Origin of the sequence: Candidatus Pelagibacter sp. HTCC7211 (genome assembly GCF_000155895.1) — a bacterium.
GTDB lineage: Bacteria > Pseudomonadota > Alphaproteobacteria > Pelagibacterales > Pelagibacteraceae > Pelagibacter.
The window spans coordinates 288,978-305,116 of record NZ_DS995298.1; the positions used below are offsets into that span (position 1 = coordinate 288,978).

17 protein-coding genes are annotated in these 16,139 nt (G+C 31.2%); all 17 read left to right on the forward strand.

All coding sequences use genetic code 11. The features are described 5' to 3' along the window. Positions 1-10 precede the first annotated feature (10 nt). The 17 genes from ccmE to PB7211_RS01615 all read left to right on the forward strand — a co-directional run bounded on the left by ccmE (position 11) and on the right by PB7211_RS01615 (position 16,108). Positions 11-427: a cytochrome c maturation protein CcmE gene (gene ccmE / locus PB7211_RS01535; protein WP_008546088.1), complete on the forward strand. Its 417-nt coding sequence runs from the start codon at positions 11-13 to the stop codon at positions 425-427. A gap of 3 nt (positions 428-430) precedes the next feature. Beyond that, the gene (locus PB7211_RS01540; protein WP_008546084.1) at positions 431-2,308 is read left to right on the forward strand and encodes a heme lyase CcmF/NrfE family subunit; all 1,878 of its coding nucleotides are present in this window, start codon (positions 431-433) and stop codon (positions 2,306-2,308) included. Beyond that, positions 2,301-2,819: a DsbE family thiol:disulfide interchange protein gene (locus tag PB7211_RS01545; protein WP_008544668.1), complete on the forward strand. Its 519-nt coding sequence runs from the start codon at positions 2,301-2,303 to the stop codon at positions 2,817-2,819. The genes PB7211_RS01540 and PB7211_RS01545 overlap by 8 nt, the downstream gene beginning before the upstream one ends. After that, positions 2,816-3,178 (forward strand): cytochrome c-type biogenesis protein, encoded by a 363-nt coding sequence (locus PB7211_RS01550; RefSeq protein ID WP_008545192.1) that lies wholly within the window; start codon positions 2,816-2,818, stop codon positions 3,176-3,178. The genes PB7211_RS01545 and PB7211_RS01550 overlap by 4 nt, the downstream gene beginning before the upstream one ends. After that, positions 3,150-3,701, forward strand: a complete 552-nt coding sequence (locus PB7211_RS01555) for an acyloxyacyl hydrolase (protein ID WP_232208812.1) — start codon at positions 3,150-3,152, stop codon at positions 3,699-3,701. Before PB7211_RS01550 ends, PB7211_RS01555 begins: the two co-directional genes overlap by 29 nt. Positions 3,702-3,710: 9 nt before the next feature. After that, the gene (locus PB7211_RS01560; RefSeq protein WP_008545164.1) at positions 3,711-4,862 is read left to right on the forward strand and encodes an alpha-hydroxy acid oxidase; all 1,152 of its coding nucleotides are present in this window, start codon (positions 3,711-3,713) and stop codon (positions 4,860-4,862) included. 2 nt (positions 4,863-4,864) lie between these two features. Continuing rightward, positions 4,865-6,016, forward strand: a complete 1,152-nt coding sequence (locus tag PB7211_RS01565) for an alpha-hydroxy acid oxidase (protein ID WP_008545395.1) — start codon at positions 4,865-4,867, stop codon at positions 6,014-6,016. A 15-nt stretch (positions 6,017-6,031) separates the two neighbouring features. Further along, entirely contained in the window at positions 6,032-7,198 is a 1,167-nt protein-coding gene (locus tag PB7211_RS01570) for a pyridoxal phosphate-dependent aminotransferase (RefSeq protein WP_008545159.1), read from the forward strand. A 39-nt stretch (positions 7,199-7,237) separates the two neighbouring features. Beyond that, positions 7,238-8,611: an FAD-binding oxidoreductase gene (locus PB7211_RS01575; protein WP_008545703.1), complete on the forward strand. Its 1,374-nt coding sequence runs from the start codon at positions 7,238-7,240 to the stop codon at positions 8,609-8,611. 10 nt (positions 8,612-8,621) lie between these two features. Beyond that, a complete protein-coding gene (locus PB7211_RS01580; protein WP_008544775.1) occupies positions 8,622-9,578 on the forward strand; it encodes a 2-hydroxyacid dehydrogenase in 957 nt (318 codons plus the stop codon). Positions 9,579-9,704: 126 nt separating this feature from the next. Further along, entirely contained in the window at positions 9,705-10,862 is a 1,158-nt protein-coding gene (locus tag PB7211_RS01585) for a TRAP transporter substrate-binding protein (RefSeq protein WP_008544429.1), read from the forward strand. A 72-nt stretch (positions 10,863-10,934) separates the two neighbouring features. Continuing rightward, positions 10,935-11,522 (forward strand): TRAP transporter small permease subunit, encoded by a 588-nt coding sequence (locus PB7211_RS01590; protein ID WP_008544615.1) that lies wholly within the window; start codon positions 10,935-10,937, stop codon positions 11,520-11,522. Beyond that, entirely contained in the window at positions 11,512-12,873 is a 1,362-nt protein-coding gene (locus tag PB7211_RS01595) for a TRAP transporter large permease (protein WP_008544547.1), read from the forward strand. The genes PB7211_RS01590 and PB7211_RS01595 overlap by 11 nt, the downstream gene beginning before the upstream one ends. Before the next feature lie 2 nt (positions 12,874-12,875). Beyond that, positions 12,876-14,204, forward strand: a complete 1,329-nt coding sequence (locus PB7211_RS01600; protein ID WP_008544427.1) for an amidase — start codon at positions 12,876-12,878, stop codon at positions 14,202-14,204. Between the two features lies 1 nt (position 14,205). Further along, complete coding sequence (locus PB7211_RS08005; RefSeq protein WP_008544338.1) at positions 14,206-14,382, forward strand: hypothetical protein; 177 nt, start codon at positions 14,206-14,208, stop codon at positions 14,380-14,382. Positions 14,383-14,400: 18 nt separating this feature from the next. After that, positions 14,401-15,306 carry a DMT family transporter gene (locus tag PB7211_RS01610; RefSeq protein ID WP_008545746.1) on the forward strand — a complete coding sequence of 302 codons (906 nt, stop codon included), beginning with the start codon at positions 14,401-14,403 and terminating at the stop codon, positions 15,304-15,306. A gap of 85 nt (positions 15,307-15,391) precedes the next feature. Then, positions 15,392-16,108, forward strand: coding sequence for an alpha/beta hydrolase (locus tag PB7211_RS01615; protein WP_232208815.1), 717 nt, complete (start codon positions 15,392-15,394; stop codon positions 16,106-16,108). Positions 16,109-16,139: the final 31 nt, after the last annotated feature.

The following is a 16,139-nucleotide window of genomic DNA, read 5'->3' on the forward strand; positions in this document are numbered from 1 at the left end:
CTTTTAAACCATGTATGGTCGAAAAGTTAAATTAAGGTTCTTGTTTATATTTCTTATTTTAATTACTTTAATATTAACGGTATTTCTTATTTTAAAATCTTTAGAAGAAAATGTAGTTTATTTTCAATCACCTTCGGAGATAAAAGTATTATCTGAATTGGAAAATAAAAAAATTAGAGTTGGAGGAATGGTAAAAAAAAGCTCTATTCTAATCAAAGCTGATGAGGTTAAATTTATTATTACAGACTTTAAAAATGAAATAAATGTATCTTATTCAGGTGCAATACCAAATCTATTTGAAGAGGGTAAAGGTGTTGTTGCTGAAGGGTTTTTAAAAGACAGAAATTTTTTTTCTGCTACTAAAATTTTAGCAAAACATGATGAAAATTATATGCCTCCAGAAGTAAAAGAAGCGCTAGGAAATTAATAAATGTTATTAAGTGTTATTGGTCATTATTCTTTAGTTGCAGGATTATGTGTTGGTTTAATTATAATTTTTTTTTCTATAAAAAATTTTCAAATTTCTGAACACTTAGATGCAAAAATTTTATCATTTACTTTCTTACAATTTATTTTAGTTTCTTTAAGCTTTTTATGTCTGGTTTTTTCATTTGTATTTTCTGATTTTAGTAACGAAACAGTATTTAATAATTCGCATACAACGAAACCACTTTTTTATAAAATATCAGGTACATGGGGAAATCATGAAGGCAGTCTATTACTCTGGTTACTTGTTTTAACTTTATTTATATTTTTATTTTTAGTTAAAACAAAAAAACAACCAGTAAAATATAAGATTTTAACTTTATTATTTCAGCAAATCATAATTATTGGTTTTTTTATTTTTTTAATACAAACATCAAATCCATTTAATTATATATACCCAACACCAGAAGAAGGCTTAGGGTTAAATCCTATTTTACAAGATCCAGCTTTAGCAATTCATCCACCAATTTTGTATTTAGGATATGTCGGTTCATCAATTATTTTTTCTTCAGCCTTAGCTGCTACCTGCCTAAATATTGTATCTAAGAAATGGGCATCACATATAAAAAAATGGGTTCTTATTTCTTGGATTTTTCTGACATTAGGAATTTTGTTAGGATCAATTTGGGCTTATTATGAATTAGGTTGGGGAGGTTTCTGGTTCTGGGATCCAGTTGAAAACGTATCATTAATGCCTTGGTTAGCATTAACAACACTTTTACACTGTATCTTGGTATTAGAAAAAAAACAAATCTTAACATCATGGGTAATAATTTTATCTATCTCGACATTCACATTAAGTATGTGTGGCACATTCTTAGTGAGATCAGGGATTTTAAATTCTGTTCATACATTTGCAAATGATCCAGGAAGAGGATTATTTATCTTAGTTTTTCTATTCTCTTTAATCTTGATTTCACTTTTTGTTTTTTTCTTTTTTCATAAATCTACACAAAATGAATTAAATAATTTTTCATGGCTTAGCAAGGAAACATCAATAATAATTAATAATTGGTTTATGATGTATTTTTTATCTGTGGTTTTAATTGGTACGGTTTATCCAATTTTTCTTGATGTTTTATCATCTCAAAAAATATCTGTTGGACCGCCATTTTACCATAAGTTAATAGTACCTTTTCTAATACCATTCTTATTGGCAATGGCCATTGGGCCTAAATTGAAATGGGTAAAGTCAAATTTAGAGGATAAATTTTCTTTGATATTGTTACTTATAATTTCAGTTTTAATATCTTTTTTTATCTTAAAAATTTTTGAGGCAAACTTTCTTATCAATACAATTTTAATTTCTAGTGCCGCCTATCTATTTTTCACTACTTTTAGAGATTTTTTTATAAAGAAATTTAATAATATTTCTCAAAATATTGCTCATTTTGGATTTAGTTTATTAATTTTAAGTATTTTATTTAACAGCTTATTTTCAAGTGAAATCATTACAAACTTAAAAGTTGGTGAAACTTTTGAAGATTTAAACACAAAAATAATTTTGAAAAGCATCGAGCAAAAAGAGGAAAAAAATTTTAAATCTATTATTGCAAATTTTAATATAGAAAATTCAAAGGGTATTATAGAAAATTTATCTCCTGAATTAAGAATTTATAATCAGCCCAATATTGTAACTAGTGAAGCAGATATTAAAACAACAATGATGTCAGATAAATTTATAGTGATTAATATCGTTCAAAATCAAGATTATTTTAATGTTAGATATCAAGTTAAACCATTTATGCTATGGATATGGCTTTCAGTTTTGCTAATTAGTTTTGGTGGATTGTTAAGCTTATTTAAAAAAAATTATGAATAATAAAATATTAAAAATAACTACAACAGCAATATTTATAATTATTTTTGTAGTTTTTTATAAAGCTTTACAGGATACAAATATTTATACTCCAAAAAAAAAATCTAATAACGAAATTCCATTATTTTCTGCAAACTTATTTTATTCGAACAAACAAATTAATTCATCTGAACTTTTTAAATTAGATAAATTTTATTTATTGAATATTTGGTCATCATGGTGTGTTCCATGTAGAACTGAGCATCCTTTGTTAATGGATTTAACTAAAAATAAAAAGATAGAAATAATTGGATTAAATTATAAAGATAAAAAGAAGAATGCTGAGAATTTTTTGAATGAACTTGGAAATCCATACCAAGAAATAATTTTTGATAAAGAGGGAATTAACGCAATAGAGTGGGGCGCTTTTGGAGTACCTGAATCATTCTTAATCAACAATGGAATAGTAATTAAAAAATATATTGGACCTCTTAACAAAGAACTAGTTGAAGAAATTAATTTATTAATAAAATGAAGATATTAAAATTATTTTTTATCATTTTTTTAATTTTTTCTTTTAATCATTTTGGAGCAAATACAGATGATATGAAAATTAAAATTACAAAAAATTTACGTTGTTTAATTTGTCAGGGTCAGTCTGTTTATGACTCAGATTCTGAATTTGCGAATAGCATGAAAGTTTTAGTAGATAAAAAATTAAATGATGGTTTCTCTGAAAAACAAATATATGACTTTTTTAAAGAAAAATATGGAGAATGGATTTTGTATGATCCTGAACTTAATAAAAATACTTATATTTTGTGGTTATTACCAATATTGATATTTTTAATTGGGGGTGCAATAGTTGTTAAAAATTTTAAAATTAGAAAATAATTTAAATGTTATGATGTTTAAAAGAATTTGTTTAAGTATTTGTATTTTATTTTTTGTTTCTTCGATAAGTGCTGAAGAAATGAAAAATAATATTCAAAATAATCAGTATAATGTTTATACAGGCATGTTTGATTTTAGTGACGATGGTAAGCAATCAACATTAGTTGGTTTCCAGCATCAAAACGAAAATCTAAATAGAGATACATTTTTAGGAAATCTTTCGCCTATCACGGGTATATTAATTACAGAAGATAGTGCAGGTTACGTTTATACCGGTGTACAAGCTCAATATAAAATTGGGGCATTAAATATCACACCAAGTTTTACGCCAGGTTTATACCATGAAGGAGAAGGTAAAGATCTTGGACATATGCTTGAATTTAAAAGTGAAGTCCAACTATCTCTTAATTTATCAGATAGCTCTAAATTTGGTTTTTCTTATAATCATTTGTCTAATGCAAGTTTAGGAGATAAAAACCCTGGGGCAAATAGTTATATGTTTAATTTTTTGAAAAACTTCTAATAGAAATTTATGAATCTTAATGACTGCCATAATTTTAGTGATTTTCGAAAATTAGCTAAAAAAAAATTACCATCACCCATATTTCATTATATTGATGGTGCTGCAGATGATGAGATAACTTATGCACGAAATACGAGTGCATTTGATGATGTTGACTTAGTTCCAAATGTTTTAAGAGGTGTGGAAAACGTTGATTTATCAACAACAATATTTGGAAAAAAATTAGATTTGCCATTTTATTTAGCACCTACTGCTTTGCAAAGATTATTTCACTATGATGGTGAGAGAGCAGTTGGTAAAGCTGCAAAAAAATTTAATACTATGTTTGGAGTATCAGCTTTAGCCACAGTTAGTGTTGAAGAAATATCTTCCATGATTGATACACCAAAGATGTTTCAGTTTTATTTTCATAAAGATAGAGGTTTAAACGACTCTTGTTTAGAAAGAGCTAAAGCAGCTAAATTTGATGTTATGGCATTAACGGTGGATACTATAACAGGAGGAAATCGAGAAAGAGATTTAAGAACTGGATTTACATCACCACCTAAGCTTACATTATCTAGCTTATTTAGTTTTGCCACAAAGCCAATGTGGGGGATAAATTATTTAACAAAAGGAAAATTTGAATTACCTCATCTTCAAGATTATGTAAAAGAAGGTACCGACACTAACACTTCTATTGGAAATTATTTTTCTACAATGTTGGACCAATCTATGAACTGGAAAGATGCAGAAAAACTCTGCTCTCAGTGGGGAGGTCATTTTGCTTTAAAAGGTGTTATGAGTGTTGAAGATGCAAAAAGAGCAGTTGATATAGGTTGCACAGGTATAATGGTCTCAAATCATGGTGGAAGACAACTTGATGGATCAAGGTCACCTTTTGACCAACTTGCTGAAATTGTTGATGCTGTAGGTGATAAACTCGATGTAATTTGCGAAGGTGGAATACATAGAGGAACACACATGCTTAAAGCCTTATCATTAGGGGCCAAGGCTTGTTCTGGTGGTAGATTATATCTTTATGCATTAGCTGCTGGAGGACAAGCAGGTGTTGAAAGAGCTATTGAAAAGTACAAAACTGAATTAGTAAGAGACATGAAATTAATGGGTTGTACAAAGATTAGTGATCTAAACAGAAACAATCTAAGATTTAGAAGATAGTAATGAATTTAAAAGATTGTCACAATTTTAGCGATTTTAGAAAATTAGCTAAAAAAAAATTACCTTCTCCAATTTTTCATTATATTGATGGTGGTGCAGATGACGAGTCGACATTAAGAAGAAATACAGACTCATTTAATGACTGTGATTTAGTTCCAAATATTTTGGCTAGTGTTGGAAAACCTGATTTATCTACAACTTTATTTGGAAGAAAAATAGATATGCCAATTTTTCTTTCGCCTGCAGCCATGCAAAGACTTTATCATCCAGATGGAGACCAAGCATCAGCAAGAGCTGCAGAAAAGTTTAATACATTTTATAGTATGTCATCTATGGGAAATAATACTATTGAGGAGGTTTCAAATATTTCTAGTGGTCCAAAATTATTTCAACTTTATGTTCATAAAGATAGATCAATTTCTGACGATTTAATTGATAGATCTAGAAGATCTGGTTTTGATGCTATGTGTTTAACAGTAGATACTTTAGTTGCAGGTAATAGAGAAAAAGATCATAGAACAGGATTTACTACTCCACCAAAACTTACACTTCAGAGCTTAATGAGCTTTGCTATGCGACCAAAATGGGTTTTTAATTATTTAACCGGAAAAAAATTTGAATTATCTAATGTTAAAAAAAAGACAGATAAAGGAACTAATATTGCAAAGTCCGTAATTGAATACATAAATGAGCAATATGATCCTGCAATGGGCTGGAAAGATGCAGAGTATTGTGCAAAAAAATGGAATGGACCTTTTGCTTTAAAAGGTGTGATGTCAGTTGAGGATGCAAAAAAAGCAATAGATATTGGGTGTACAGCAATAATGATATCAAATCATGGTGGAAGACAACTTGATGGATCTAGATCACCTTTTGATCAAGTAAAAGCTATTTCTGATGCTGTGGGAGATAAATTGGAAATAATATTAGATGGAGGGGTTAGGAGAGGGACCCATGTTTTAAAGGCCTTAGCTGCTGGTGCTACAGCATGTAGTTTTGGTAAAATGTTTCTGTTCTCTTTGGCCGCAGGAGGGCAGCAAGGAGTTGAACATTTATTGCAAAACATGCATGATGAAATTAATAGAAATATGGTATTGATGGGCTGTAAAAATTTAAAAGAATTAAACAGTTCAAAATTAATTTATAGAAAGTAAAGGAGGTACACTAAAATGAAATTAGCTAAAAATTTAGAAAACTTAGGAACAGAGTCTGCGTTTAGTGTATTAGCTGAAGCAAAAGCATTAGAGGCCAAAGGTAATCCAATGATACATTTGGGTCTTGGTCAACCAGACTTCAAAACACCCAAACATGTTGTTGAAGCAGCAAAAAAAGCGTTAGATGATGGACATCACGGGTATGTAATGTCTAATGGTATTCCTGAATGTAGGCAAGCAGTAACAAGATGGATTAAAAAAAGATATAACGCTGATATTGACGCTGAAAGAATTTTAATTATGCCAGGTGGAAAACCAACTATGAGTTATGCAATTCAATGTTTTGGAGAGCCAGGTGCTGAAATAATTCATCCTACGCCAGCTTTTCCAATTTATGAATCAATGATTAATTATACTGGCTCAACACCGGTTCCATATGATCTTACTGAAGATAAAGATCTTAAGTTTGATCCAGACAAAATATTATCTCTTATTACTGATAAAACTAGATTGTTAATTTTAATTAACCCAAACAATCCAACAGGAAGTTTTGTTGAGAAACCTGTAGTAGATTATTTTGCAAAAGAATTAGAAAAACATCCACATGTTACTATTTTAAGTGATGAAATTTATAGTAGACAAATTTTTGATTATAAAGAAATGCCATCATTTTTTCATTATGAAGCATTAAAGGATAGGTTAATAGTTTTAGAAGGATGGAGTAAAGCTTACTCAATGACTGGTTGGAGATTAGGATGGAGTTATTGGCCTAAAGAAATGGTTGCACATGTAAATAAATTATTAATTAATAGCGTATCTTGCGTAAATGCAGCTGCACAATTTGCAGGAATAGCAGCACTAGATGGTCCAGATGACTCTATTAATGATATGTTAGATAAATTCACCTTAAGAAGAAATTTAATTCATAAAGGCTTAAATGACCTACCCGGCATAGAGTGTAGCTTACCAGGTGGTGCTTTTTATGCATTTCCAAAAGTAAAAGGTACAGGTATGACTGGTGCTGAATTTTGTAAAAAAGCTATGCATGAAGCTGGAGTTGCTATAGTTCCAGGAACAGCATTTGGTAAAACTTGCCAAGATTATGTAAGATTTAGTTTTGCTGCATCTAGAGAAAACATACAGCAGGCCTTAGAAAATATAGGCAAGATGCTTTCTAAATAAGCTGTATTTTTTAATTATATTTATTAATATTAAAAAATTATGAATGAACAGGTTCAATTAGAGTTAAAAAAATTACTTCATGAAAGAATCTCAACTTCTGAGTCAACTAGAACTACTTATGCGCGAGGAGAAGATACCTATGACCCAATTTTATCTAAGGCAGTAGTTTTCCCAGAAAGTAACGAGGAAGTTTCAAAGATATTAAGTTTATGTAATGAAAATAAAATTCCGGTAGTACCATTTGGTACTGGAACCTCACTTGAGGGAAATGTTGTTGGTAATGATAAAGGGATCACTATTAGTTTAGAAAAGATGAACAAAATTTTAAGTGTACACGTAGAAGATTTTGATTGTAGGGTACAAGCATGTGTAACAAGAGAACAATTAAATGATTATTTGAGAGAAGACGGAGTTTTTTTCCCAATAGATCCTGGAGCAAATGCAGCGCTTGGAGGTATGGCAGCAACTTCTGCCTCAGGAACCATGGCAGTTAAGTATGGCACTATGAAAACAGTCATAAGTGGACTTACAGTTGTACTTGCAAATGGTGATATTATAAATACTGGAACTAGGACTAAAAAAACCTCTGCAGGTTATAATCTTACAAATTTATTTATTGGTTCAGAAGGTACATTGGGTATAATTACTGAAGTTCAATTAAGATTATCTCCTATACCAGAAAGTATAATGGCTGCAGTATGTCATTTTCCAACTTTAGAAAATGCTGTTCAAACTGCTCAACAAGTTATTCAATATGGTGTTCCAATAGCAAGGATTGAGATGCTTAATAAGGAACAAATGGGTATAAGTATTAATTATTCAAACTTAAAAGGTGTTGAAGAAGTACCAACATTATTTTTTGAATTTCATGGTTCAGAACTTTCAAATCAAGAGAATATTAAAATTGTAGAAGAAATTTCAAAAGATAATCGTGGAAGTTCGTTCAAGTGGGCTAAAGATTTAGAGGAAAGAAATAAACTTTGGAAAGCGAGATGGGACGTATATTATTCCGTTAAAGCTCTGATTAAAAATGGAAGAGTTTATTCGACAGATATATGTGTTCCTATTTCAAATATAACAGAATGTGTGAATTTTGCGGAAGAACAAGCTGAAAAATTTGGGCTTAGAGCTCCAATGGTAGGTCATTTAGGTGATGGTAACTTTCATGTAATTTTACCTTACGATCCAGCAAAAAAAGAGATGTACGATAAAATAAGAGAATTTAATGATTTGTTGATTAAGAAAGGGCTAGAATTAAATGGAACTATTACGGGTGAACATGGAGTTGGACTTCATAAAAAAAAATATTTACTAGAACAACATGCAGATAATATCCCTGTTATGAAATCTATAAAACGAACCTTGGATGCTAACAACATCATGAATCCAGGTAAGATTTTTGATTTAAATTAATCTTAAATTTATGAAAAAAATTCTAATAACTAGAAAATTATTAAGAACTTGTGAAGATAAAGCCAAAGAAACATTTGAGGCTAATTTTAATTTAAATGATGAATTATATTCTCAAAAAAAATTAATTGAGTTAAGCGCAGGTCAGGATGGAATATTGTCATCTTTAACAGACAAATTAGACAGCGATACAATTAAAAAACTTCCAGACACTATTAAGATCATTTCGAATTTTGCGGTTGGATTTGGAAATATAGATTTAGAGGCAGCAAAAAATAGAGGTATTGCAGTAACAAATACTCCAGATGTGCTTACTGATGCTACAGCAGAGATTGGTGTATTATTAATATTGGGTGCTTGTAGAAGAGCTGCAGAGGGAATTGATAGTGCAAAAGAAGGTGGATGGAAATGGTCAGCAGATTACTTAATAGGAAAACAATTAACTGGCGCGAGACTTGGAATACTAGGTATGGGTAGAATTGGTCAAAAAATTGCAAAAGTTGCAAAATCTTTAGGAATGGTAATTCATTATCACAATCGATCTAAGCTTAGTGCGGATAAAGAAGATGGTGCAACTTATCATGACAATTTGAAAGATCTTCTTTCCGTGTCGGATGTTCTATCAGTTTGTTGTCCAGCTTCTAAGGAAACTGTTGATATGATTAATAAGGATACTATTGAATATCTACCTAAAGGTGCAGTAGTAACGAACGTCGCAAGAGGCGATATAATTGAAGATGAAGCATTAATTGACGCTCTCAATAGGAGAAAAGTTTATGCAGTTGGGTTAGATGTTTATAAAAATGAGCCAAATTTAAATCCTGGATATTTGAAACACAAAAGTGCATTTATTCTTCCACATTTAGGTAGCGCAACTAAAGAAACTCGAACAGCAATGGCCAATCTAGCAATAGATAATATTGATGAGTTTTTTAAAACTGGAAATTGTAAAAATAAAGTAAACAGATAGTTTATTTCAACCCTAAATTGTATAAAAGTTTATATGTGGTCAATGTGACCAACTTTTTAGAGGGACTCTATTTAAAATCTATGTTTTATTCTCGAAGTTAATTAACTATTAAAGAGGAGAGAACAAATGATTAAAAGTAAAAAATCATTAAAAGGTGCAAAAACACCTTCAAGACGTAAGTTCTTTAAAGCAGCAGCAGCAACAGGTGCAGCAGCAGCAACAGCTGTAGCAATGCCAAATGTGGCTTTTGGTGCTCCATTAACTTTAAAGATGCAAGCAGCTTGGCCTTCAGGCGCAAACATCTTTTTTGAAATGGCAGGAGACTACGCAAAAATGGTTAGCGACATGTCAGGAGGAGAATTAAAAATTGATCTTCAACCTGTTGGAGCAATTGTAAAAACTTCAGAAATTGGACAAGCAGTAAGTTCAGGTGTAGTTGATATGGGTCACTGGGTGACTGCATATTGGTACGGTAAGAATGCTGCAGCTTCACTTTTTGGAACTGGTCCTTCATACGGAATGTCATCTCAAGAAGTTATGGGATGGATGGAGTATGGTGGAGGAAGAGCATTATACGAAGAAGCAGTTAAAAGTGTAGGATTTAACTATACTGGTTTCTTCCATATGCCGATGCCAGCACAACCATTTGGTTGGTTTAAAAAGAATGTAACAAAAGTATCTGATGTTAAAGGCATGAAGTATAGAACTGTTGGTCTAGCGACTAACGTTTTAACTGCTATGGGAATGGTCGTAAGACAATTACCTGGTGGTGAAATCCAGCCGGCTATGAAAACTGGTTTGATTGATGCTGCAGAGTTTAACAACCCAACATCAGACTCACAGTTTGGAATGCAAGACGTCTCTAAACATTATCACTTAGGAAGTTTCCACCAATCTCAGGAAATGTTTGAAATTCCTATGAATACTAAGAGACTAAACAGCCTTGATCCTAAACATCAAGCTATCTTGAAAAATGCTGCTTATGCCGCAAACTCAGATAACTACTTTAAGGCACTAGTTAGATATTCTACTGACTTAGGTAAATTGATGAATGAGCATAAGGTAAATGTTTACCAAACATCTGATGCTATCCTAGCAGAACAATTAAAAGGTTGGGATAAAATCATTGCTGAGTTCTCAGGTAAAGATGCTTTCTTTAAGAAGGTAGTAGACTCGCAAAAAGCATACGCTAAGAGAACTATGAAGTATCTGTTGATGAATCAACCGAACTACAAATTAGCTTATGAAAATGAGTTTGGTCCAATTGCAAAAGTTAAAATTTAATTAACTTTTAAATATTTAGAAAAGGGGGTTGAAAACCCCCTTTTTTTTTAGCTTAACTTAATATACTTTCCTATGATGAAATCTTTCATTAAATTTTCAGATACATTAAGCACCTCGATGGGAAAAGCTTTTTCGTGGTGTATTGTAATTTTGATGGGAGGAACAGTTTATGAAGTAGTTATGGCTTATGCTTTTAATAAGCCAACTTTGTGGAATTTTGATTTTAGCATGCAAATGTATGGTGCAATTCTTATGATGTCTGGTGCATATTGTTTAGCAACAGAAGCTCATGTAAGGGGTGATGTTATTTATAGGTTGTTTAGTCAAAGAACCCAAGCATGGATAGATCTAGTTCTTTATTTCATATTTTTTTTCCCAGGTGTTGTTGCTTTAGCATTTTATGGATACGAGTACGCGGCGCTTGCATGGAAAATCAAAGAAACTAGCTGGAGTAGCCCAGCACAAATTCAAATTTACATGGTTAAATCCATGATACCAGCTGCAGGTACTTTATTAATTATTCAAGGCATTAGTGAAGTGTGCAGATCAATAATATGTATTCAAGAAGGTCAATGGCCAGCAAGGATGGTTGTTGCAGAAGAAACTGAGCAAGTACTGATGAGAGCAGCTCAAGATGAGGATAAAAACAATGTTAATTAGTCTAACCAATCCAGAAGTAGCAATTTTAATGATGGGAATATTCCTGTTTGCTGTGCTTTTAGGATTCCCGATTGCTTTTACTTTAATGGCAATGGGAATTGGTTTTGGTTATTACGCTTATTACGATGCTACCATGATGGAGCACATATTTGATAATAGAATTTTCCAATTATTTGTTCAAAACACTTACACGGTAATGGATAACAACGTGCTCACAGCGGTACCTCTATTTTTATTTATGGGTTATCTTGTTGAAAGAGCCGGAATAGTTGCAAAATTATTCTTTGCAATAAGATTAGCAGCTCACAGACTTCCAGCATCAATGGCAGTTGCTGCATTAATTACGTGTACATTATTTTCAACAGCAACAGGAATTATTGGCGCGGTAGTTACCTTAATGGGGCTACTTGCATGGCCAGCAATGGTTAAAGCTGGTTATGATAAAAAGTTTGCTTCAGGAATAATTTGTGCTGGTGGATGTTTAGGCATCTTAATTCCACCGAGTATTATGTTAATTGTTTATTCAGTAATCGCACAATTATCTCCATTAAGATTATTTGCTGCAGCAATTTTTCCAGGCCTTATGTTGGCAGGTCTTTATATAGCTTATGCTGTTACAAGGGCATGGTTAAATCCATCACTAGCTCCTAGGCCGCCTGCAGAAGATATTCCACCAAGATCAGAAATTTTGAAGGAAGTATTAGTTTCATTTGTTCCATTATTTGGGTTAATAATGTTGGTTTTAGGTACTATTTTAGCTGGAATTGCTACACCTGCAGAAGCAGCAGCAGCAGGGGCTTTTGGCGCAATACTTTTGTCTTGGTTTTATAAAACACTTAAGTGGCAAAATTTTAAAGAGTCAGTTTTTTTAACTGCTAAAACTACCGCAATGATTATGTGGTTATTTATTGGATCTTGGACATTCTCATCTGTGTTTTCTTATTTAGGTGGTCACGAAGTATTTGAACATTTTTTTACTTCAATTAATATTACAACTTGGCAATTTTTGGTTATCACTCAAATAATAATTTTTCTTTTAGGTTGGCCACTAGAATGGACTGAGATTTTAATTATCTTTGTTCCAATATTTTTACCTCTATTAGAAGTATTTAATGTAAATCCATATTTTTTCGCAATGTTAATTGCTCTAAATTTACAGACATCTTTTTTAACTCCACCGATGGCTATGTCAGCCTATTACTTAAAAGGTGTGCAAAAAACTAATGTTGAGTTGATGGAAATATTTAGAGGAATTATGCCATTTTTAGGAATTGTAATTTTTGCAATGTTTTTAATGTATATGTTTCCAGGTATAGCTTTATGGCTACCAGAAACATTATTTGCTGATTAAAAATGACAGACATATTTTCGTTAAAAGTTGAAGAAATTGTATCTAAGATTAAAGATGCTCAACTTACTTCTGTAGAAATTTGTGAAAAGTATATTGAAAGAATAAATAAGTTTGAAAAAGATGTAAAAGCTTGGGTTTACTTCGATAAAAAGCTTTTATTAGAAAAAGCACAAGAGGCAGACGATCATAGAAGAGCTGGAAAACCAACAGGTCCATTGCATGGAATACCTATAGCTCTAAAAGATATAATCGGCACAATAGATATGCCAACAGAGTGTGGTACACCAATTAGAAAAGGTAAATCTTATTCTCAAAATGCTGAAATAATAGATTTACTTTTATCAGCGGGGGCAATTGTTATGGGTAAAACAGCAACGTCAGAGCTTGCTTTTTTAGGCCCTTCAAAAACTACCAATCCTCATGATTACACTAGAACTCCCGGAGGTTCATCGAGTGGATCTGCAGCTTCTGTTGCATCTTTTATGGCACCATTATCAATTGGTTCTCAAACTGGAGGCTCAGTTATTAGACCTGCATCTTATTGTGGCGTTGTTGGATATAAACCAACATATGGATTAATTTCTAGAAATGGTGTTTTAAAAACGTCTGAAAAATTAGATCACATAGGAGTTTTTGGAAGATCAGTAGAAGATGTTGCCTTGCTTGCAAAAGTTCTAATCAAAAAAGATAATCAGGATAAAGCCACAATTCATTATTCAAGTGAAGATATGTTGATTGAAACTAAAAAAGGACCATTGTTTGAACCAAAATTTATTTTTTATAAAACTGATAATTGGAAGTTGATAGAAAAAAAATCTAGAGACGCTTTTGAATATTTCATAAAATCATTTAAAAAGAATATAGAAGTTTTTGATACACCATCTTATTTTAAAGATATCCATAAATATCATCAAATAATTCATGAAACGGATTTAGCAAATAATTTTGGTCTCTATTATAAAAAATATAAAAAAAAATTATCTAAGTATATGCAGGATGCAATTGTAAAAGGAAATAAACATTCCGCTAAAGATTATGCTGAAGCAATAGATTTTATGAAAAGAAGCTACGATTCTTATGAAGAAGTATTCGAAGATTATCACGGTGTTTTAACACCTTCTAGTCCAGGTGTTGCCCCAAAAGGTTTAAAAAGTACTGGCACGGCAGAATTTAATAAGGTTTGGTCGTATCTTGGCACTCCTTGTATTTCTTTACCACTGCTTCAAGGCGAAAATAATATGCCTTTAGGAGTACAACTTGTTGGAGCCCGTTACGATGATCATAGATTTTTAGGTGTTGCTAATTGGCTAGAAAAGGAATGTAATAAATAAAATGCAAAAATTTACAACATTATTAGGCACTATACTTGCAGCATCTTTTCTAATTGGTTTAGCAACAACTTTAACTAGATCTTCAATGATAGGTTTCTTTGATGTATTGCCTGTTTATATATTAATGGCTATTGCAATCTTTATGATGGTCTATGAAGCTTTCTTTGACAGAAAATAGTTCTTAATTGATAAAAAGTTGCTTAATAAAAAAAATAATTTTTTAGCTTTTTCACTTTTACTTATTCAACCTATATTTATGGCATCTAATTTAATAGTTGCTAGAGGAGGAGTTGAATATGTGCCTCCTATCTCATTAGCTTTCTGGAGGTGGGCTGTCGTTGTTTTAATACTTCTGCCTTTTACTTTTTCACTTCTGATAAATAATTTTAAGATAATTAAAAAAGAATTTAAAAAATTATTCTTCTTAGGTTCTATGGGTTGTGGTGTGTGTGGTGCATTTCCATTTTTAGCAGGAGAAACAACAACAGTTACAAACATGGGAATTATTTATACCTCTTCACCTATATTCATCATTTTAATTTCAGCAATATTTTTTAATGAAAAAATTAATTTTATGAAAATTATTGGATTGATATCATGTTTGATAGGTGTTTTTGCAATCATTATAAAAGGTGACTTAAATTTATTATTAAATCTGAATTTTACTATTGGTGATTTATGGATGTTGGCTGCTGCTATTGGTTGGGCTCTTTATTCAATATATCTATTTTACTGGAAATCAGAGCTACCGATATTTCAAAGATTTACATTAGTGGCTTTTTTTGGAGCAATTAGTTTGCTTCCTTTTTACATAATTGAAGAAGTAGTTGTTCAGAGAACTTCATTTAATTTACAGTTTTTTTTATGGGTTGTTTTTGCAGCAATATCTCCGGGAATAATTGCTTTTACTCTTTATACTCAAGCACAAAAAAGTCTCGGAGCATCATTAACCGGTTTCACCCTTTACGTTTTTACAATTTACGCTGCAATTTATGGTTTTATATTTTTTGATGAAAAACTAGAAACCTTTCATTATATAGGTACAGTATTAGTGTTCATTGGTGTTTATCTAGCTAAAAAAAATTATGAAACTAAAACGTAGGAACTTTTTTTTGGAATTAATTATTGGAATTATTGTTATTTACGCTTCTGTATTAATTTTACTTTTTATTTTTCAGCGAAGTTTAATGTATCACCCCCAAGAAAATAATTATTTTGGCGATAAGTTGGAAGTAGAAATAGAAAAAGTTAAGATCAAAACTTCAGACGATATAGATTTACTAGGTTGGTTTCATAAAAAAGATCTGAAGAACTTTAAAACAATTGTTTATTTTCATGGCAATGCGGGGAATCTTAAAAATAGAATTTATAAATTAAATCATTTTAAAGATATGGATGTTAATTTTTTAATAATAGCCTGGAGAGGTTTTAGTGGTAATTCAGGAAAACCTACTGAAAAAGGGCTTTATAATGATGCTAAAAGTGCAATTATATGGCTTAAGAAATTAGGCTTAACTGAAAAAGATATTGTGATTTATGGAGAGTCACTTGGCTCTGGAGTTGCAACAGAGATAGCTCAAAATAGTAACTTTGCGGGTTTAGTTCTTGAGACACCCTTTACCTCAATGATTGATGCAGCAAAAAATTTTTATCCATATATTCCAGTGTCTCTTTTATTGAAAGATAAATATGATAATCAAAATAAAATTAAAAACATAAATATTCCAGTACTAGTAATGCATGGTGAAGCTGATCAGATAGTACCTTTTTGGATGGGTAAAAGAATTTTTGAAATAGCTAATGAACCTAAATATTCTTATTTCACAAAATTTGATGATCATATGATGGAATATGATGAAAAGCTTGTATTAGCTTTAAAGGTATTTTTTAAGAGTTTAAATTAAGCCACATTCTAAACAAATATAACACAAAATC

Bases quoted from the DNA above. Each gene is read 5' to 3' on its own strand.
- PB7211_RS01585 (WP_008544429.1), top strand. From the start codon at position 9,705: ATGATTAAAAGTAAAAAATCATTAAAAGGTGCAAAAACACCTTCAAGA.
- PB7211_RS01540 (WP_008546084.1), top strand. From the start codon at position 431: ATGTTATTAAGTGTTATTGGTCATTATTCTTTAGTTGCAGGATTATGT.
- PB7211_RS01570 (WP_008545159.1), top strand. From the start codon at position 6,032: ATGAAATTAGCTAAAAATTTAGAAAACTTAGGAACAGAGTCTGCGTTT.
- PB7211_RS01560 (WP_008545164.1), top strand. From the start codon at position 3,711: ATGAATCTTAATGACTGCCATAATTTTAGTGATTTTCGAAAATTAGCT.
- PB7211_RS08005 (WP_008544338.1), top strand. From the start codon at position 14,206: ATGCAAAAATTTACAACATTATTAGGCACTATACTTGCAGCATCTTTT.
- PB7211_RS01600 (WP_008544427.1), top strand. From the start codon at position 12,876: ATGACAGACATATTTTCGTTAAAAGTTGAAGAAATTGTATCTAAGATT.
- PB7211_RS01565 (WP_008545395.1), top strand. From the start codon at position 4,865: ATGAATTTAAAAGATTGTCACAATTTTAGCGATTTTAGAAAATTAGCT.
- PB7211_RS01575 (WP_008545703.1), top strand. From the start codon at position 7,238: ATGAATGAACAGGTTCAATTAGAGTTAAAAAAATTACTTCATGAAAGA.
- PB7211_RS01590 (WP_008544615.1), top strand. From the start codon at position 10,935: ATGATGAAATCTTTCATTAAATTTTCAGATACATTAAGCACCTCGATG.
- PB7211_RS01595 (WP_008544547.1), top strand. From the start codon at position 11,512: ATGTTAATTAGTCTAACCAATCCAGAAGTAGCAATTTTAATGATGGGA.
- PB7211_RS01545 (WP_008544668.1), top strand. From the start codon at position 2,301: ATGAATAATAAAATATTAAAAATAACTACAACAGCAATATTTATAATT.
- PB7211_RS01615 (WP_232208815.1), top strand. From the start codon at position 15,392: ATGTATCACCCCCAAGAAAATAATTATTTTGGCGATAAGTTGGAAGTA.
- ccmE (WP_008546088.1), top strand. From the start codon at position 11: ATGTATGGTCGAAAAGTTAAATTAAGGTTCTTGTTTATATTTCTTATT.
- PB7211_RS01550 (WP_008545192.1), top strand. From the start codon at position 2,816: ATGAAGATATTAAAATTATTTTTTATCATTTTTTTAATTTTTTCTTTT.
- PB7211_RS01580 (WP_008544775.1), top strand. From the start codon at position 8,622: ATGAAAAAAATTCTAATAACTAGAAAATTATTAAGAACTTGTGAAGAT.